General features: G+C 51.6%; 17 protein-coding genes and 1 pseudogene. 4 read left to right on the plus strand and 14 right to left on the minus strand.

Annotated elements, in window-relative coordinates; genetic code table 11:
• Positions 1 to 523: 523 nt before the first annotated feature.
• Positions 524 to 1,681 (minus strand): hypothetical protein, encoded by a 1,158-nt coding sequence (locus C813_RS27715; protein ID WP_017460064.1) that lies wholly within the window; start codon positions 1,679 to 1,681, stop codon positions 524 to 526.
• Between the two features lie 96 nt (positions 1,682 to 1,777).
• Between C813_RS27715 and C813_RS47355 the strand changes: the two are divergent.
• Positions 1,778 to 1,902: pseudogene (locus tag C813_RS47355) on the plus strand (IS3 family transposase); the annotation flags it as partial.
• Between the two features lie 25 nt (positions 1,903 to 1,927).
• Here C813_RS47355 and C813_RS27720 read toward each other — a convergent pair.
• From C813_RS27720 to C813_RS27735, 3 genes are all read right to left on the minus strand, one after another.
• Positions 1,928 to 3,063 (minus strand): IS3 family transposase gene (locus tag C813_RS27720; protein WP_202969604.1). Its coding sequence is split into 2 segments (ribosomal slippage): positions 1,928 to 2,817 and positions 2,817 to 3,063, totalling 1,137 coding nucleotides; the frame shifts between segments, so codons are not numbered across the junction.
• Positions 3,064 to 3,180: 117 nt separating this feature from the next.
• Entirely contained in the window at positions 3,181 to 3,408 is a 228-nt protein-coding gene (locus C813_RS27730; RefSeq protein WP_017459227.1) for a hypothetical protein, read from the minus strand.
• 1,123 nt (positions 3,409 to 4,531) lie between these two features.
• On the minus strand, positions 4,532 to 5,071 hold the full coding sequence (locus tag C813_RS27735; protein WP_017459228.1) for a carboxymuconolactone decarboxylase family protein: 540 nt from the start codon (positions 5,069 to 5,071) through the stop codon (positions 4,532 to 4,534).
• Between the two features lie 122 nt (positions 5,072 to 5,193).
• Here C813_RS27735 and C813_RS27740 point away from each other — a divergent pair, with 122 nt between their 5' ends.
• Positions 5,194 to 6,126 (plus strand): AraC family transcriptional regulator, encoded by a 933-nt coding sequence (locus tag C813_RS27740; RefSeq protein ID WP_017459229.1) that lies wholly within the window; start codon positions 5,194 to 5,196, stop codon positions 6,124 to 6,126.
• 77 nt (positions 6,127 to 6,203) lie between these two features.
• Here the strand turns inward: C813_RS27740 and C813_RS27745 are convergent, their stop codons facing one another.
• The 5 genes from C813_RS27745 to C813_RS27765 all read right to left on the minus strand — a co-directional run bounded on the left by C813_RS27745 (position 6,204) and on the right by C813_RS27765 (position 10,402).
• Positions 6,204 to 6,494 carry a putative quinol monooxygenase gene (locus tag C813_RS27745; RefSeq protein WP_017459230.1) on the minus strand — a complete coding sequence of 97 codons (291 nt, stop codon included), beginning with the start codon at positions 6,492 to 6,494 and terminating at the stop codon, positions 6,204 to 6,206.
• Between the two features lie 115 nt (positions 6,495 to 6,609).
• Positions 6,610 to 7,545, minus strand: a complete 936-nt coding sequence (locus tag C813_RS27750; protein ID WP_017459231.1) for a GlxA family transcriptional regulator — start codon at positions 7,543 to 7,545, stop codon at positions 6,610 to 6,612.
• An 11-nt stretch (positions 7,546 to 7,556) separates the two neighbouring features.
• Positions 7,557 to 8,756, minus strand: coding sequence for an MFS transporter (locus C813_RS27755; RefSeq protein ID WP_017459232.1), 1,200 nt, complete (start codon positions 8,754 to 8,756; stop codon positions 7,557 to 7,559).
• A 39-nt stretch (positions 8,757 to 8,795) separates the two neighbouring features.
• Positions 8,796 to 9,557, minus strand: a complete 762-nt coding sequence (locus C813_RS27760) for an SDR family oxidoreductase (RefSeq protein ID WP_017459233.1) — start codon at positions 9,555 to 9,557, stop codon at positions 8,796 to 8,798.
• Positions 9,558 to 9,586: 29 nt separating this feature from the next.
• Positions 9,587 to 10,402, minus strand: coding sequence for an SDR family NAD(P)-dependent oxidoreductase (locus tag C813_RS27765; RefSeq protein ID WP_017459234.1), 816 nt, complete (start codon positions 10,400 to 10,402; stop codon positions 9,587 to 9,589).
• A gap of 214 nt (positions 10,403 to 10,616) precedes the next feature.
• Between C813_RS27765 and C813_RS27770 the strand changes: the two genes are divergently transcribed.
• On the plus strand, positions 10,617 to 10,940 hold the full coding sequence (locus C813_RS27770; RefSeq protein ID WP_017459235.1) for a hypothetical protein: 324 nt from the start codon (positions 10,617 to 10,619) through the stop codon (positions 10,938 to 10,940).
• Positions 10,941 to 11,467: 527 nt separating this feature from the next.
• Positions 11,468 to 13,006 (plus strand): carbohydrate porin, encoded by a 1,539-nt coding sequence (locus tag C813_RS27775; protein ID WP_017459236.1) that lies wholly within the window; start codon positions 11,468 to 11,470, stop codon positions 13,004 to 13,006.
• Between the two features lie 42 nt (positions 13,007 to 13,048).
• Here the strand turns inward: C813_RS27775 and chbG are convergent, their stop codons facing one another.
• Genes chbG through chbC form a run of 5 tightly spaced genes read right to left on the minus strand, consistent with a single transcriptional unit; the run spans position 13,049 to position 17,837 of the window.
• A complete protein-coding gene (gene chbG, locus C813_RS27780) occupies positions 13,049 to 13,807 on the minus strand; it encodes a chitin disaccharide deacetylase (RefSeq protein ID WP_017459237.1) in 759 nt (252 codons plus the stop codon).
• 12 nt (positions 13,808 to 13,819) lie between these two features.
• A complete protein-coding gene (locus tag C813_RS27785; protein WP_017459238.1) occupies positions 13,820 to 15,175 on the minus strand; it encodes a 6-phospho-beta-glucosidase in 1,356 nt (451 codons plus the stop codon).
• Between the two features lie 54 nt (positions 15,176 to 15,229).
• Positions 15,230 to 16,069: a transcriptional regulator ChbR gene (gene chbR, locus C813_RS27790; RefSeq protein ID WP_017459239.1), complete on the minus strand. Its 840-nt coding sequence runs from the start codon at positions 16,067 to 16,069 to the stop codon at positions 15,230 to 15,232.
• 13 nt (positions 16,070 to 16,082) lie between these two features.
• Positions 16,083 to 16,430 (minus strand): PTS N,N'-diacetylchitobiose transporter subunit IIA, encoded by a 348-nt coding sequence (gene chbA / locus C813_RS27795; protein WP_017459240.1) that lies wholly within the window; start codon positions 16,428 to 16,430, stop codon positions 16,083 to 16,085.
• Between the two features lie 48 nt (positions 16,431 to 16,478).
• On the minus strand, positions 16,479 to 17,837 hold the full coding sequence (chbC, locus tag C813_RS27800) for a PTS N,N'-diacetylchitobiose transporter subunit IIC (RefSeq protein WP_017459241.1): 1,359 nt from the start codon (positions 17,835 to 17,837) through the stop codon (positions 16,479 to 16,481).
• Positions 17,838 to 17,862: the final 25 nt, after the last annotated feature.

Raw genomic sequence — 17,862 nt, forward strand, 5'->3', positions numbered from 1 at the left:
TGTTCTGATTTTCAGATTATTCGGATTTCCTCTATTTTATTGCCTATAACATCCTGGATGAAAGCTGTAAGTGACTGAAGAGCATTCTCTTGTCTGAACTGACCACTCAGGTGCGGATAAAATCAGGGGCGATATTACAGGCAGAAAAAATCCCGCCTTTTGGCAGAATTCCGGTGTACTGCATCAGCGCTTTTTAAGAAACTCTATTATGGTCAGAGTAATAACGATTGCCGACTGCAGTAACTTCAACGCCAACTTGCCCATTTAAGCCTCCCAGGCCCTGGGTTAACGATTTTGCCAGTATTCCCGCAGGGTCAGAATGATGACCGTTACCGGGTGCGCGAGTTTGAGAAACAAAAGCAGCATATGCATTTTCTCTCTTCCTTCCTTTTCGCGCCTGGCTGCAAACACCCCTGGGCTTGCCTTTACAGTTGCTGTATCAGTAGTCGCCAGATACATTTGGCACGGTAACTGGAGCTGCGAACTCCGACTTTTCCCAAGGGTTTTTAACTGAGATGCCAAATCATTCCTTTGAGTAAAGGCTTTTCCACCATTTATTCAGAATCGAATGAGTCATGTGGAAGAATACATTGAGATTTATAGGGGCTTCCTTATGTGACCATGAGGCTCCCAGGGTTGATTTCAATGGAGTAAAATTGGAGGTAGGTGGAAGTATGGCTTGTTCAGCTAATCCAAAATAGTTGTCAGGTGGAGAACACATAGGTTGAGGGAAAGGTTTCCCAGCATGAAGCGCTAAAGAGCGTAATTTATATACTGATTTAAATATATTTAGTAAATTATCCTCCGTCCATTCTATTTTTCCGCTCTTCGGTCTTATAGGCGGGGCATCAGGAAGGAAATTGACGCAAAAGTCACAAAATTTTTTAGTTGCTCCAAATGTTCCTTCAAATTCTGTAGCAATTTCTTCAATCAGCCCGTCAAATTTAAGGTCTAATAATCTATCAAACAATTGTGGTTTAGATGCTTTGAATCTTTCAACCTTATCACCCCTGGAAGAGTCCCAATTTCCTGCAGCCACTTCTAACGCTGACACCATTAATAACCACGCTAGATTTGGTGAGGATTCGCAAATCCAAAGGCTATCTTGGAAATTTCGAGCTGACTTAATTAGTGAGTTAAAATCTTTTTCTGAAAGCTTGTAAATATCGTTTATCAATTTCAACTGTGAAATTTCAATATATTTTTGTGCTGAAGGAACTATAAGGGATCCTTTTGACATCAAAGGTGGTGGAGGGTTTTGCTCCGCTCTTGGGCGACCATAATCAAGTTGAGAACCCTCATATTCTCTGACATTTGAGCCTGCGTGTGCTCTAACGCCTAATTTCAAGCTAACCAAAGCTGCGATTTCATCGCTCAACCAACCGCCATGATAGTCATCACTATTTGGCTTTTCATCCATAAAAGACAACTTTGTTGTGTTTAAAGCAGACAAGGCTCTCACTGTTAATGTTGGTCTTACGCCCACTGTTTCAAAAGGGATCATGTTTAGGAAGGAATAGACTAAATTTCCTTTAACTTCATCTGTGAATCTACTATCGGAATAAATTATGAACTCAAATATTTCGAACGAGTCAATCTTAGCTTGAAATAGCTTACAATTTTTATAAGAGAGTAAACTAGCTCTCAGGAATTCATCGTTTTGAATCATAAATTCATCCATTATAAGCTCCCCATGTATAATTAAAATCTAAAGAATTTCATTAAATAAGTCACGTCCTATTGTAGTGGCACACTAAATTTGGCCACCTGAATAGAGGTGATATCATCGCCTCATAGTCAAAAACAGGTGACATTATGACCGGACGTAACAGACGCAATTTTAGCCCTGAGTTTCGCCTTGAAGCTGCTCAGCTTGTACTCGATCAGCATTATGGACTGACCCCACAACAGTAGACATTTCCTGTCCTCACGACGAGGCCTGTTCAAAGGCCTCCGGACTGACGCCGCCGAGATGGCTGTGGCGCCGGGCCCGGTTGTAGAACACTTCAATGTAATCGAAGATATCGGCCCGGGCCAGATCCCGGGTTTTATAGATGCGCTTTCTGATCCGTTCTTTTTTCAGCGAACTGAAGAACGACTCCGCTACCGCATTATCCCAGCAGTTGCCACGCCGGCTCATGCTCGGGGCCAGGTTATTGGCCCGGCAGAAGCGCTGCCAGTCGTCGCTGCCGTACTGGCTGCCCTGATCGCTGTGTACGATAACCTCGCCGTCCGGTTTTCGTCGCCACACGGCCATCATGAGCGCATCCAGCGCCAGTTCGCGTGAGAGAGTGGGTTTCATCGACCAGCCCACCACGTTACGGGCGAAGAGATCGATAACCACCGCCAGATATAACCAGCCCTGCCAGGTGCGGATATAGGTAATGTCGGTTACCCAGACCTGATTGGCCCGGACAACGGTAAACTGCCGCTGCACACGATTAGGCGCAACCACTGAAGGTCTGCCGGCGATACGACGCGGAGCTTTATAGCCGCGCACGGCTTTAATCCGGTTCAGTTGCATAATACGGCCCACCCGATTTTTACCGCAGATTTCCCCGATTTCGTTCAGGTCGCCATGAACCCGGCGGTAACCGTATACGCCTCCGCTCAGTGAATAGGAGTCACGGATAAGCGTCAGCAGACGCTGGTTATCTTTATCCCGCGCGGAGACCGGGTTATGCAGCCACGCATAAAACCCGGCCCGGGCAACGCACAACACCCGACACATCGTCATGACACCCCATACAGTGCGGTGCTCATTGATAAAGCGGTACTTCAGTCGGGCTCCCTTGCAAAGTACCGCGCGGCCTTTTTCAGTATGTCCCGTTCTTCCTCAGTGCGCTTCAGTTGGGCCCTGAGCTTCAGGATCTCGCTTTTCGCTTCCAGTAAATCACGGGCATGCTGCTCGCTGTTATCGGGTTTAATAGCCCGTAACCACTTATAGAGACTGTGTGCTGAAACGCCCAGCCGGTCAGAAACTTCGGCGACGGAATAACCGCGTTCCGTTATCTGACGGACGGCTTCTTCCTTAAATTCAGGTGTAAATCGTGGTGTGCCCATACGCTCCTCCTATGCTCAAACTATAGGGCAGGATCGTCTACCGGGGCGGGGTCAGTCCAACTATAGGGCAGGATCGTCTACCGGGGCGGGGTCAGTCCAACTATAGGGCAGGATCGTCTACCGGGGCGGGGTCAGTCCAAACTGCAGTTTGCGCCATTTCTGGCCGTCAAAAACTGAGGCCAGATAATAACCTGAATAACCGTAATTTGTGTGACGTCCGCGACGATAACTTGCCCCTTGGCGATCGTCATTGCGATAGAGATAAACATCACCAAAAGAAGCGACATAGCGACTGTTCGCAACGCTGCCGGATAGGGTGATGGTATTGATTGTTGATGTAGCCATGCTTCATTCCTCATGCAGTTAGGGTGTGTGCAGAATAGAATTTGCAGGACGGGCTACCCACCCCGGTTCTGAGACCGACAACGAATTAATTTATTTCTATATTAAAATCAATTAATTAGTTGTGCGTATTCTCGACGGAGAGTTTTTATAGAAGAAAATCTGTTTTTGGTCATATCGTATTCTGCTCAGTTCTGCTGGACGAGCGGAATAATGTAGGTTACGAGATGATTAGCTTCCCTTGCGCCAGCAATAAGCAGGCTACTGCTTCTACCTAACCCCTCCAACACCAGGCAGGGCTTTCCCCCCACAGCCAGCTAGTTGCCATTACCGGCTGCTCGGCCAACCCGAATTCTGCTTGCATAACCAAGCATCAATGCATCTTTACGATCTTTCGGTTGCTGGCATTTGTTTATGTCACTGATTGAGTGCTGCGGTTCCGGCGTTGCTCCGTGAATTTTCCCCGGCAAAGATTCAATTTGAGCAAGACTCTTTGAAATTACATTTGTATGTGCATGGATTTGAGGTTGATATGCACTTACAAATGTATGTGCTTTCAACTATTGCGATGTTTCTATGAGCGGATTAACCATTTGAATTGAAGATGAACTCAAAAAGATGGCTGAAGTAGAGTTCCAAAAATTAAGGGTAACTCTGACCAGCCCCCTATAAAGTAACATATCACAATTTTATCAATGTCTGCTTTTGGCACTCAGCAGACATTCATAGCATTTACATGCTATACACAGAAAGATTTTTGAGGGACATGAAGTAAGAAGTGGGCCTGCAAGATCTGCTACGAGTGATCAATAAACCGAAAACTATGGGCATCTCGTATGCACTGTTTGCATATACTATAGGTTGAATTGTAGGTTTTAATTAAATTTCAATAAATATCTATGTTAATCAATAATAAAACACCAATGCATCATTGGGGTATGGGCGTCGAAATTGTCGATAGTACTCATCGGTCAGTGATGTCCATTATCGTGAAATGTATGAGTGGATCTTTTGTTGTTCTGGTTAGCGATCACTCTGCCAGGGCAGCATGATAACGAAGTCTGAGGGGCGGGGAAACAGGAAGGAAAAACCTGGCTTGCCACCCTGCGGGAAGCCAGGCGAAGCGTTACAGTACGGCGACTTTCGGGAAATCCACAACCGTGTCGTTGACGCGGTTAATCATATTGGTAAACAGAATGGCGCTGATGGCGCTGATTATCTCGACAATCTGGCGATCCGCGAAACCGGCGCTGCGCAGCGATTCAACCTTTTCAGCTGGCAGCGTACCGTGCGTGGTGACCACGGTTTTTACGAATTTCAGCAGCGCGTCAATGTGCGCATCTTCAGGGAATTCACCCCGGCGCAGTTGTTGCGTTTGCTCCACGCTATAACCCGCCATTTTGCCCGTTAACGTATGCGCGGCCAGGCAGTAGTCACAGCCGGAAATTTCACTGACCAGTAAGTTGATTGCTTCCAGCTCTTTTTTATTCAGCGAACTTTTTGCCAGTGCGGCATTATGTTGTAACGCCTGAGCAAGCATATCCGGGGCAATGCCAATGGTCTGGTAGGCATTAGGTACTTTACCCATTGCTTTCTTAATGGCACCGAAAAGATCGGCGGTTTTATCGGTGGCGTTTTCGGGTTGAATGAATGTTAAACGGCTCATGATGATCTCCTGTCAGTGTATGGGTTCCGCCGTATCGGCGATGTACTCATGATAGGGAGAAAGCGTTTGGGCAACGGTTATACATCGTCTCTATTTTTTGTCTTATCGTCTCAGAGGGAAATGTGGATAGCCTCAGCCAACTGCTTGCGATGCTGGCGCCAACATGCGCTGTGAACCTCCATTGCCGCTTTGCCGGGCGGTGGGAAGCCGACCATCAACAACTTGCGCCTGGCGTGGTGCCCTGGCATGTGGTTTTACACGGCGAAGCGAGGCTGGTGGTAGAAGGTCGACATGTAGATGTGCATGCAGGCGATGTGCTCCTGCTTCCCCACGGTTCGCCACATCTGCTCCAGAGCCTGGTCGAGTGGGGGCAGGTGGTTCCGGCGTTAAAGCATGACAACGGTATACTGACAGAAGTCCGAAGCCCGGCGAAGGGTGCGGCGGTGGAAGTGCTGTGCGGCGAATTTGATTTTGGCCCCCACAGCGGCTGGTTGTTTGCCCATGAAAGCCACCTTATCCATCTGCAAACAAACCACTGGCAGGCATGCCCTGAACTGGAAATGTTGCTGATGATGCTGGTGCGTGAAAGCCTCGGTTCGCTGCCGGGGAATGCGACGATTGCCAAAGGGCTGGCCGATACGTTGCTGGCGTTGATATTGCGACTGCTGCTCTCATTACATGAGCCGCCAGCCGGTCTGCTCAGGCTGATGAGCAACAAACGGCTTACCCCCGCGTTGCTGGCCGTCATCGCCGAGCCTGCGCATCCGTGGACCCTGGAAACCATGGCCGAGCGGTGCTTTTTATCCCGCGCGACATTTGCCCGCTATTTTGCCCGCAGTTACCCGCTTACGCCGCAGGCGTGGCTTTCCCAGCTACGCATGGCGTTGGCCTCGCAGTTACTCATTACGTACGCGGGGTTAACTGTCGACGCTGTCGCCGAACGATGCGGGTTTCTTTCGCTTTCCTCGTTTTCGAAAGGGTTCAAGCGATTGTATGGTGTGAGCCCTGCGCAATACCGAAAACGCCGAACCCATCTGCACACGCCTCAGCCATAGCGTCTGCGAATGCAAAAACGGGCTGGCAAAAATCGCCAACCCGTTTAAAGATTTTGCTCGCTGAAAACAATCAACAGTTAAGCACCACTGCTCAGGGTCATGACGTTAAGGTCGGCGAGCCCGTCAATGGCGCTGACTAATGCCCTGAATGGTGCAGCCTGGCTGTGTTGCTCGAGCATTTTTGCCGATGCCCAGCGCTCAATCATCACGAACTGGTGGTCGTTTTCACGGTTCACATGCAATTGATAAGAGAGACAACCCGGTTCACCCTGCACATCGCGTTCAACGGTTTTAAGCGCCCCGGCCACCTTTTCGCGGCTACCGGCATGGGCGGTAATCGTTGCAACAACCGTTACGGTATCGTTCATTTTATGCTCCTGATTTTATGAGAAAGTTCAGGTTAGTCTACGCCGCCTGCCAGCATAAAAAACCCGTTTTTGCCATTAGCTCTTTCACCGCAGGAATGAAAATCGGTATGCAACCTTAACGGCCGGTGCGTAGCGATTGTGGCGGAATACCGTAACCACGCACGAAAACTTCCCGCATATGGCGACCATCGCGAAAACCGGCTTCACGGGCAATCGTGTCCAGCGAAAGCCGGCTTTGCTCAATCATGAGCCGCGCCGCTTCCAGCCGTAATCCTTCAATCGCTTTCGCTGGCGATTTGCCCGTTTCCTGGCGAAACAGGCGGCTGAGTTGGCGGGCGCTCACGTGAACCGCATCGGCCAGCAGTTCTACCGTCAGCGTTTTTTTCAGATTATTGCGGGCGTATTCCAGCGCGCTTTGCAGCCGATCCGAGCGCGGTGCCAGCGCCAGCATTTCAGAGTGCTGCGTCTGCCCGCCGGAGCGGCGTTGATTCATCACCAGCCGGTGCGCAACGACACGTGCCGCCTCGGCACCCAGATCTTTTTCCACCATGCCGAGCGCCATATCCAGCCCGGCCGTCATCCCGGCGGACGTCCAGATGCGATCATCAATGATAAAAATACGATCGTCTTCAAGCTGAACGTCCGGATGCTGCAGCACCAGGCTTCGGGCGTGCGCCCAGTGCGTCGTGGCGCGCTTTTTCTCCAGCAAACCCGCCTGCGCCAGCACAAAGGCGCCGGTGCAGATCCCCGCGATGCGGCGCGCCTGTAACGCCGTGGTTTGCAGAAAGTGAACGATGCCGGCACTGGCCGGTTCATCCACGGGCGACAGCACACCCGCGACCAGCCAGGTGTCGATTTGCGTGGCGCTTTCCAATGGCCGGGACTCGACGCCAATGCCGGATGAGGAATAAACGGTGCCGCCAAATTCTGAGTAGACCGTTGGCTGATACAACGCTTCACCGGCAACAAGGTTGGCAAACTCAAACACCGTCAAGGTGGACAGCGCCAGCATCTGAAAATGGTCGGAAATCAGTAATCCAATTTTGTGCATCACGACACCCTTTAACATGCGCTGGCGGCCTGCAAAGCCTGGCTTCGAACGCGTAATCGTTCAGAGATCCACAAACTGCTAAGCGCCAATAGTAAAAACAGGACTGCGCTTAGCATCACACCATAAAAGCCGAACAGCGGATAGAGCCATGAAGCGACCGCCGAGCCAAAACCGATGCCGCAAAACATAAACGCGCTGGTCAGGGCGAGCGAGATACCGCGTGTCGTCTCAGACGCGATCTCCACAATCCGCCGCTGCTGGGTTGGCCACAGAAGGTCGGTAGAAAATGCCCACAGCACCAGTAACAAATAGAGCAACGCCAGCTTACCGGGCAGGATCATCAGCAGCAGCATATCCAGCACCAGCATAGTGATGCCAGCGATCAGCAACCGTTCGGCGCTATAACGGCGTGCGGCGCGGCCAACAAACAAGTTCCCCAAAATCCCGGCAACACCAATCACCGTCAGCGCTATCGAAACACTGGTGGTATCGCCTTGCCAGCGATCGCGGATCATCGGCGAAATAAAGGCATACATGTCATACACGCCGGAGGTAATGAAAAAGACCACCAAAAACGCCGCCAGCGATTTGCCATCCATTAATACCTGCCCCACCTGGCGTAAACGAATATCCACCCCTTTAACGACGTTGGGCACCGAGAACCAGACGGCCAGCGTGGTCAGCACACTCACCAGTGCGACAAGTGCAAACAACGGTCTTGCACCCCAACTATTCGCGATCCACGCCGCCAGCGGAATCCCCACCATGCTCGCCATGGAGACACCGAGCAGGATCGTGGCAATGGCGCTGCCGCGTTCATGTTGCGTGACAAGTTCCGCGCCGAGCGCCACCAGCACCGGGCCAATCAGCGATGCACCCAGCCCCATCACCACGCGGGAGATAACCAGCGCGGTGTAATCGGGGGCGATGGCGAAAATAAAAGCCCCGAGGCCGAACACCAGCATCCCGGCCAGCACCTGGTATTTGCGCATCAAATGGCCTAAAAACACCTGTGCCAGCGGTGCGCTGATGGCAAAGGTCAGGCCGAAAATAGCGAGTAAACGCGCACTTTGACCATCGCTCAACCCCCATTCATGGGAGATGGCGGTCAGGCTGCCCGCTACCGATAGCGCCCCCGTTGCCTGAATAAAATACGCCAGGCTCAGTGCCCACAGCGCGCGTCGTTGCGCCAGAGATAATCGATTATTCATCATTCACTCCCGCTGCGGGGCCCAAGCCCCGCAGTTCGATTACGCCACAGGGATCGGGTTGTCCACCATCGCCTGGTTAAAGGCGTTGACCATCTCATGTTCGTTCGCACCAGGGTTGGCGCGTGCGGGCAACACGCTATCGACAATGGCTTCAATGGTATCGGTGCCCAGCTTGTCGAAGGTTTGCTGGATAAAATCCGGCAACGGCATCGCACGGGTGTCGCCACTCTTATAGATCAGATCGGTATCCACCCACGGCGGCGAAATTTCGATAACCTTGATGCCAAAATCCTTCAGCAGGAAGCGCTGGGACAAGGTGTAAGAGTGGATAGCGGCTTTGGTCGCCGAATAGAGCGCGTTACTGACGAGAGGTAAGAACGCCAGAATCGAACTGTTATTGATAAGTACCGCGTCCGGCTGCTGTTTCAGGTGCTCAATAAAAGCCGCGCTTACCCGCACCGGGCCTAACAAGTTGGTGTTTAACAGCGTGGAAGCCATCGCGTCATCCAGTTCACCGGCGGGGTTGTCGAACGGCATAATGCCTGCATTGTTGATAACCACGTTCAGCGCCGGGTAGCGCGACAGCACCCCACGCGCCGCCGCTTTGATGCTTGCGGCCTGCGTGACGTCCAGCACCACGGAATCCATGCCTGGGTTGGCTTCTGTGACGCTATCCAGCAGCGCTTTTCGCCGTCCGGAGATGATCACTTTATTGCCCAACTGGTGAAATTTTTCCGCCATCGCACGGCCAATGCCTGACGTGCCGCCGGTAATAAAAATCGTATTGCCTGTCAGTTTCATAAAGAAAGTCCTCTGTTTGAAATGGATGTTCAGTGTGTGGTTGCCGGGCGGTAGCGCTCAGCCGGTACATTACTGGAGAGATTGGGCAGCATGGCCTGTCGACGCTGTTCCATTGCCAGCCAGTCCGCGTCGTTGTGCAGTGAAGGGATAGTGACGAGTTCACCTTGCGCGAAACCAACCAGTGCGGCGTCGACCAGGTCGTAAGCACTCATCACAATGGATTTATCCAGCTGTTCCAGCGGCAAACCGCCGTTGTCCCAGAATGGTGTTGCCGTTGCCCCCGGTAACACTGCCTGGATCTGAATGCCTTTATCAGCCAGTTCATGATGCAACGACTGGCTAAACGCCAGCACAAAGGCTTTTGTTCCGCCATAGACCCCGTTCAGCAGTTCCGGCGCGATGCCGACAATCGAGGATATATTGATAATGGTGCCCGCGCCGCGCGCCACAAAACCGGGAACGACCGCGTATGTAAGGCGGGTCAGCGCGGTGACGTTGAGGTTAATCATCGCCTCCATCTGATCGACATCGCTGGATAACAGCGGTGTGTGCGTCCCGACGCCGGCATTGTTTACCAGCAGCGTGATACTGGCATCTTCACGCAGCTTCGCTTCCAGCGCCCGCAGTTGTTGGGCGTCGTTTAAATCGGCGGCGACGGCTTCCACATTGCGGGCGGTATCTGCCGTGATGTGACTGGCCATCTGGTTCAGGCGGTTATGGTTACGGGCGACGATAATCAGGTCATAGCCCATTCTGGCCAGGCGGTTGGCGTAAATCGCGCCAATACCGGTTGATGCGCCGGTAATAACAGCCGTGCCTTTGTGAGGTTGCGTAGCGATGGTCATGCGAGACTCCTTTGGTCAGCAATGGATGCGATGGAAGCATCATAAGCAAACCCAGAATGTCTTAAATGACGTTTATAGGCGTGATTTGGGACATCACATAACACTTGTCGTCGTACTGTTTCCACAGCAAACCTGAGGCGTGTCGCGTGCGCTTTTCAAAGGGCGGGCGGAGAGTTGTCTACGCTTAAAAGAAACAGCATGGTGAGGAGCGCGGATGAGCAAGAAGATTATGCAGGAGTACCTGGTGCTGGGCGGCAAGCATCATGGCGAGGTGTGGCGCGGGGTTTACCCGGCCATGGGGTTGAACTTATCAAAGCATGATGAGCGTTACGGGCAATTTTTCGACCGGGAAGGGCAGCAGAAAATTGAGCTGTCACGCAAGGAGCAATATTTCATCTCTGAGTGGATCTCCCCGCAAGGCCAGACTTTTCTGTTAGCCACGGCGGAGGATCTCACGGAATTTGATATTGAAGAGGAGATTGAACGGATTACGCCGCCGCTGCGCCCACTTGATGGCGCGGTAGAGGACTGGATTTAAACGCAGGCAAAACAAATCCACGGTGGCCCGTGGATTTTTTAGAATGGATGTGCTGACTACTGCTCAGAAATTAATATTATTTATTCCAATAGCCTGGTTATATTTTCCAGGTGATTCATAAAGCATGCTATAAATCCTTCGCATAACGTAATGCCTTTATCAATATTATTAAGTGAGCCTTTAAATTTCCTCGTTAATAATGAAATGGAAATTTATGGTTATATTATTTTTTTATTAGGAATACAGATTACAGAACAATGTAATATCGATCTGTTTTCGTATTAATTCTGCGAGATAGATCAAATAGAGGGCAATTCCTGATGGACACAAATATTCGCTCTGCACGACTATTGTTGTCGATGTAGAGCCTCTGCGTCATCTCCAGGGAATAATTGAGATAATAATTAGAATTTTGCTTATTAAGCGTCCTCACGCTTCTTCATGGTTTTTATTTGTGAAGAAGCGGATTTCTTCACGTGACGCACGCCACTAACTTATTTGCTTTCTATTTACAAAGGGAATTTTCAATGAAGAAAACATTGCTTGTACTGTTTATCTCGGCCGTTTGCGGTAATGCCTGGTCGCAAAACCTGACGGTTGAACAGCGCCTGGCTCAGCTGGAAAAACAGTTACAGGAAAATGCTAACGAACTTGCACAGACCAAAGCGGAATTAAAACAGTATCAGGAAACCGAATCTGAAAATAAAGGTGATAAACCTGTAATGACAGTCGTTAATAAACACATTACAAACAATGCGGCAGCAGAAAAGACAGCGCCAACGCTGAAAGAGATTAGCGATTTTGTCAAAGACGATATCGGTTTTAGCTATTCCGGCTATCTTCGTTCCGGTTGGGGCGCTGCCAGCCATGGATCGCCACAGCCATATGCCGTGGGATCCGTCGGGCGTTTTGGGAATGAATATTCCTCGTGGTTCGACCTACAATTCACCCAACGCGTTTATGACCACAACGGAAAAACGGCCCATGCGGTGGTGCTGTTCGATGGCAATGTGGGTGAGCAATATGGCGATGCCTGGTTTGATAAAGATGCAGAAAGCCGACTGCAATTTTCTGATATTTACCTGACCACCAAAGGGTTTCTTCCCTTTGCGCCGGAAGCGGACTTTTGGGTCGGCAAACACAACTTACCGAAATATGAAATCCAGATGCTGGACTGGAAAAGTCACCTCACCGAGAGCGGTGCGGGTGTGGGTATCGAAAACTGGCAGCTCGGTCCAGGGCAGATCAATGCCGCGCTGGTGCGTCAGGATTTGAATGCCCATGCGGTGAGCTATCCTGCCGCCAGCGAGGCGCTGCAGGTGAATACCAATACGCTCGATGTGCGCTACAACAATATCCCCCTGTGGGATAACGCGACGCTTGCCCTGCTTGGCCGTTATTCGGTGGCGAATAAATCCGACACCTATAAAAGCCGTGAGGATAACGGCAGTTACTACAGCATTAAAGACGCGTGGCTGGCCGGTGTGGTTGTTCGTCAGACGCTTAGCGCGGGCGGATTTGAGGAGTTTACCGTACAGGCGGCGGATAACTCGCTCGCCAGCGGCTTTGCTCAGCCATTTGGCCCCAGCCCAACGTATGGTTATGGCGACAACTACTACGGCGAGCACAGCTATGGCAAAGCGTTTCGTCTGATCTCTCAGGGCGAAGCGTACCCGTTCTCACAAGTGGTAATGGCGCATGCGCTGATCTACTCAGCAGGTAACAATATTTACAGTTACGATACCGGCGCGCATACGGACTATCACAGCTTCCGTGCGGTGGTGCGCCCGGCGTGGATTTGGGACAGCTACAATCAGACCGGGGTTGAGCTGGGATGGTTTACGCAGACCAACAAACAGCAGGGCGTGAATTACCATGAACAGGGTTATAAAACCACGCTCTACCACGCGCTGAAAGTCGACACCAGCCTGCTGGCCTCGCGACCGGAGATCCGTTTTTATACGACGTATCTGCGCGCACAGGATAACGGCATCAGCCATTTCCAGTTTGGCGACCAGAAAAAAGATCAGTTAGCGGTGGGCGTTCAGGCCGAAGTGTGGTGGTAACAGCTCGAAGTTGCGGCGCAAAGGTGCGCCGCAACGCGTGGGTTAAATATCCAGAAAGCTCCCCAGCCGGTAGCCGCGCTCGGCAATTGCATATTTCAACGACACCGAGGTCAGTGCTTCCAGTTCCGTTAAGCGCGGGTAACAGTAGCTGCTCTGGCGCACGGTGTTATCGATAAACGCCGGGTGGCACATGATCTCCAGCGAGCTTTCTCTGCGTACAGTCGAAGCATCCAGCGCCTGTAAAAAGAGCGCTTCGGAAATCGCTTCGCCGTAAAACTCACTGCTAAAACCCTGGGTTGTGCGCAGGGTATCAGGTAGCGCGAAGTCGGGTGGTAAAGCGGGACGATCGATGCGCAGCGCCACGTCGCGCTCTGCGGCGAACTCTGCCACGATGGGCAGGATCTGCGGGATCATATGCACATGGTGATGGCTGTCCAGATGCGTCGGTTCCCGGCCAAACAGGGAAATAAACCGTTGATACTGTGCTTCCAGTTCACCGGCTATCTCTTCCAGCGGCAGCGCATCTTCCTGCGCCATTTGCCAGATCCATTTCCCCAATTGGCCGTTACGCGCAAGGCCGGGCATCGGCGTCAGCGGTTTGCCTAACGTTAGCGCAAAGTGCATGCCGACACCGAGCAAGGGTTCGCGCTGACTCAGCCCGGCGGCATGCTCCACCGCATCGCCGTTGACCAGTGCAGTCGTTGAAGTGACAACACCATGGCGAAAGCTGTCGATAATGCCGTAGTTCTGCCCTTTGCTGAGGCCAAAATCATCCGCGTTAACAATCAGTAAGCATTCCATAGCCCGTCCCGGTTAGTGATGTTCAGCTTTCAGTTGCGCAAGGGTAGTGGCAAAGTTTGGCAGCCACTTTTCGTGAGCGAGCAGCATTTCACGCGCCAGAATTTCCGCGTCGCGATCGGAGTGGATCAGCGGGCTAAGGTTCAGCGCCAGCAAGACATCGTTCAGTTCGCCGCTGAGTGCCGCTTTGCTGGCTGCCACTTCAAAGCCTTTAATGGTGTAGATAAGCCCCAACACTTTCTCATCAAAGTGGGTGACGCGCGGGTGCGGTGTCGCGCCGTTGCGCCCCAGCGTACAGGTCATCTCAACCGCCCAGTCCGCCGGGATATTATCGATATGTCCGTGATGCGGAATATTTACATAGTGCTCGGTTTGCTTATCGTTATAGATAGCGTTAATAACTTCGCAGGCCGCATCGGAATAGTAGGCACCGCCGCGCTGCTCAAGCTCTTTCGGTTTCACCTTCAGTTCTGGATCTTTGTACAGCTCAAACAGCTGTTTTTCGACTTTCTGTACCACCTGCGCCCGCGCGCCGCCTTTGTAGTACTCGCCCATTTCAATTGCCAGCATCTCTTTTTGCTTAACGTAATAGAGCAGATAAGAGCAGGGCAGCAGATTGAGCGAGCGGATCAACCCTTCGCTAAAGGGCAGGTCGAAAATGTTTTTCACCGAGGAGGCTTTCAACCTGCCGGAGGCCACGCCATCGAGCAACTCCGCAAAACGCGACTCACCATTAACCAGCACATCTTTAATAAATACCATGTGGTTAAGGCCAAACAGATCCATGGCAACATCATCGCTGCTGCTAAGGTTCAGCACGTCATGAATAAACATCTTCATGCCGACAGGAATATTGCACACGCCGATAAACTTTTTAAAACCGGTGTGGCGATACACTGCTTCTGTCACCATTCCCGCCGGGTTGGTGAAATTAATCACCCATGCATCCGGGCAGATTTCCTCGACATCTTTGATGATGTCGAAGATAACCGGAATGGTGCGCAAGCCTTTAAACAGCCCGCCTGCACCGTTGGTTTCCTGGCCCAGATAACCGTGACTCAGCGGAATGCGCTCATCCAGTTCGCGGGCTTTCAACTGGCCCACGCGCAACTGTGTGGTGACAAAGTTTGCTTCGTGCAGCGCTTCGCGACGATCCAGCGTCTTGAAGAGTTTTAGCGGGATACCGGCTTTATCAATCATGCGCTGGCAAAGATCGAAAATAATATCCAGCTTCTCTTTTCCGTCCTCAACATCGACCAGCCATAATTCGGTGACCGGCAGTTCGTGATAGCGCTTAATAAACCCTTCCAGTAATTCCGGGGTGTAGCTGCTACCGCCGCCAATGGTGACGACTTTTAATTTCTGCTTCATGATTTCTCCCTTCGTGTCAGACACGGTGGTGTAAAACGTTCAGCCCGCTCGCCGTTACTGGTTGATTTCCGTTAACCTTTTTCGGTAACTATTGGGGGTGAATGAGGTCATTTTCTTGAATGTTTTAATAAACAGGCTTGGGCTGCTGTAACCCGATTCATAAGCGATATCGGTGACCGAATAGTTGGTCATTTCCAGTTGCTTCTTGGCGAAATCAATGCGGATTTCATTAATGATCTGCATTGGCGTTTTGCGGTAGTAGCGCCGCGTGGCGCGGGTCAGATACTCCTGCGATTTCGCCGCCAGTTGCACCATATTTTCCATCGCGTTTTCGCCAAACTGCGTCTTATCGTGCATTGACTCAATGGTGGTTTTTAACCACTGCGGTGTGTCATCCACCACCTGCTCTTCGCGGTAGTGGCGCAGGCGGTTAATGACATAAAAGGTTACCGCTTCGATAAACTCGTCCAGCCCGGTTTCGCGGAAATTGAGTGAGGCGATAACGGTTTCCACGTAGCTCAGAAAAGCGCTGCTGGCGCGGTAGGCCTGCGAGGCGACAAAACAAAATGGCAGCAGGGCGAGATAATGCTGTTCAAAAAAGCGTTTACTGATCCCCACATTGAGGATCCGCGTCGCGCCAAATTCATAAAAACTTTGGTGGTGCGAACCCAGCGGGATAAAAACGAAATCACCGCGCTCAAGCAGCACGCGCTTACCGTTAATCTCCTGGTAATAGCGGCCGGTTAATACCAGCGTGAACTCGTAGTAGTCGTGCTGATGCAGCCCGCTGGCGCTCTCCGTCTTGTTGTAGATAAACACATGGAAATTTTTACCGTTAAACAACTGCTGTTCATGAACGGTTTTGATCCCCAGCGTGTTGATCGAAGGCTGCATCTTTAACTCCTTGTTATTTCAATTTTTCGTGAAGCTCAATAAGTTCCGTTATCAGCTCGCGCGCCAGCATGGACGTCATCAGATGATCCTGCGCATGCACCAGCACCAGGCTCACTTTCATCCGGCCTTCGCCCTGATCGCCCTCAATCAGTTTAGTCTGCACCAGGTGCGCCTCGTTGAGCGCCAGCTTTGATTGCTCCATCAGCGCTTTTGCGCCGTCAAAATCACCCTGTTTCGCTTGCTTCAGCGCGGTGTACGCCAGGCTGCGCGCGTGACCCGCGTTGATGATTAAGCCCATCACCACTTCTTCCAGCTCATCGGCCGGGGTGGTGCTCTCCTGCACGGTGTCGAGATCGAACATATGTGCTCCTCGCGTGGTTTCCGGCGGGACAAGACCCGCCGGGTTCGGTCAGAATTTCAGTGCATTAGCGATATCTTCTTCGCTCTCTTCCTGCTCAATGGCGTTCTGCGCTTTGTTGGCAACCATCACGAACGGCAGGTAAACCAGCGTGGCAATACCTAAGTTGAACAGCGCGAGCAACAGCGCGGCGATGCTGCCGTTGGTGTTAAAGAAGGCGCCCAGTCCGGTTGGCATTGTCCACGGTGCAATGTTGGTGATCGGTGGAATAAAGCCGGTGTAGTAGGCCAGCAGCGTAATAGCGGCAAGTATCGGCTGCACCAGAATGAAGGGGATAAACATCACCGGGTTCATGATGATCGGCAGGCCGAACAAAATCGGTTCGTTAATCTGGAACAGACCGGAAGGCAGACCCAGCTTCGCCACCTGGCGGTAATCCGCACGGCGTGAAGCGAGGAAGATGGCGATAATCAGCCCCAACGTTGCGCCGCTGCCGCCCAGGAAGATATAGGAGTCGAGCATCGGTTTCGCCCAGACATGGAACGTTTTACCCGCTGCCAGCGCCGCTTCAACCGAACCATATTGTTGATAGACAGAAATATTTTCCAGCGCCCATGGCGTCATGATGCCGCTGTCCAGCGCGGTCAGCGCCAGCGAACCATGGATGCCGAAAAACCACAGCAGCGGCACAAACAGCACATATGCCCAGCCGACCACACTGCCCAGCGACGCCAGCGGCGTGGAGATGGTGTCCATGATAATTTGATGGAAATTGGTGCCGTAGTGATTCAACGCCCAGGCGATAATCCCCATAATCGACAGAATAATAAAACCGGGGATCAGCGCGGAGAACGAACGCGCCACCGAAGCCGGCACGCTGTCTGGCAGGGTAATCACCCAGTTGCGGCGTACAATAAAGGTGAACATTTCCGCCACCGCCAGGCCAATAATAATCCCGGAAATAATATTCGCGCCGCCTAACCAGTTTGCGCCAACGGCGTAAGATTCACCGACGCTATACGGGGTGACGGTCATAAAAGCGGCTATTGATAACAACCCGGCGGCCAGCGCATCCACTTTGCGCTCTTCAGCAAGCGACATGCCGATAAAAAAAGGTGCCATCAGCGACATAATGCCCAGCGTACCGTTATACACATTGCCGCCGATGCCTTTAAAACTGTTCAGCGTTTCAATGGTCGAGGCATCCAGCCGAATGCCCAACGAATAAAAGAACGATCCTTCGCCAAAACTCAGGAACACGTTATTAATTAAGACAAACATCGCCCCGGCGAGGGTCAATGGCATTAAGCGGATAAAGCCGTTTTTAATGGCGTTAACATGTGGCTGTTTGCCGATTTTTACCGCAAAAGGCACCAGTATCTTTTCAAGTGAAGCAATGGCATTACTCATAGAAAAATACCCTTAAATACCGCAA

Origin of the sequence: Kosakonia sacchari SP1, assembly GCF_000300455.3 — a bacterium.
Lineage (GTDB): Bacteria > Pseudomonadota > Gammaproteobacteria > Enterobacterales > Enterobacteriaceae > Kosakonia > Kosakonia sacchari.

Excerpts from the sequence above, each read along its gene's own strand:
- C813_RS27715 (WP_017460064.1), bottom strand. The coding sequence starts at position 1,681 with ATGGATGAATTTATGATTCAAAACGATGAATTCCTGAGAGCTAGTTTA.
- C813_RS27730 (WP_017459227.1), bottom strand. The coding sequence starts at position 3,408 with ATGGCTACATCAACAATCAATACCATCACCCTATCCGGCAGCGTTGCG.
- C813_RS27735 (WP_017459228.1), bottom strand. The coding sequence starts at position 5,071 with ATGAGCCGTTTAACATTCATTCAACCCGAAAACGCCACCGATAAAACC.
- C813_RS27745 (WP_017459230.1), bottom strand. The coding sequence starts at position 6,494 with ATGAACGATACCGTAACGGTTGTTGCAACGATTACCGCCCATGCCGGT.
- C813_RS27750 (WP_017459231.1), bottom strand. The coding sequence starts at position 7,545 with ATGCACAAAATTGGATTACTGATTTCCGACCATTTTCAGATGCTGGCG.
- C813_RS27755 (WP_017459232.1), bottom strand. The coding sequence starts at position 8,756 with ATGAATAATCGATTATCTCTGGCGCAACGACGCGCGCTGTGGGCACTG.
- C813_RS27760 (WP_017459233.1), bottom strand. The coding sequence starts at position 9,557 with ATGAAACTGACAGGCAATACGATTTTTATTACCGGCGGCACGTCAGGC.
- C813_RS27765 (WP_017459234.1), bottom strand. The coding sequence starts at position 10,402 with ATGACCATCGCTACGCAACCTCACAAAGGCACGGCTGTTATTACCGGC.
- C813_RS27770 (WP_017459235.1), top strand. The coding sequence starts at position 10,617 with ATGAGCAAGAAGATTATGCAGGAGTACCTGGTGCTGGGCGGCAAGCAT.
- C813_RS27775 (WP_017459236.1), top strand. The coding sequence starts at position 11,468 with ATGAAGAAAACATTGCTTGTACTGTTTATCTCGGCCGTTTGCGGTAAT.
- chbG (WP_017459237.1), bottom strand. The coding sequence starts at position 13,807 with ATGGAATGCTTACTGATTGTTAACGCGGATGATTTTGGCCTCAGCAAA.
- C813_RS27785 (WP_017459238.1), bottom strand. The coding sequence starts at position 15,175 with ATGAAGCAGAAATTAAAAGTCGTCACCATTGGCGGCGGTAGCAGCTAC.
- chbR (WP_017459239.1), bottom strand. The coding sequence starts at position 16,069 with ATGCAGCCTTCGATCAACACGCTGGGGATCAAAACCGTTCATGAACAG.
- chbA (WP_017459240.1), bottom strand. The coding sequence starts at position 16,430 with ATGTTCGATCTCGACACCGTGCAGGAGAGCACCACCCCGGCCGATGAG.
- chbC (WP_017459241.1), bottom strand. The coding sequence starts at position 17,837 with ATGAGTAATGCCATTGCTTCACTTGAAAAGATACTGGTGCCTTTTGCG.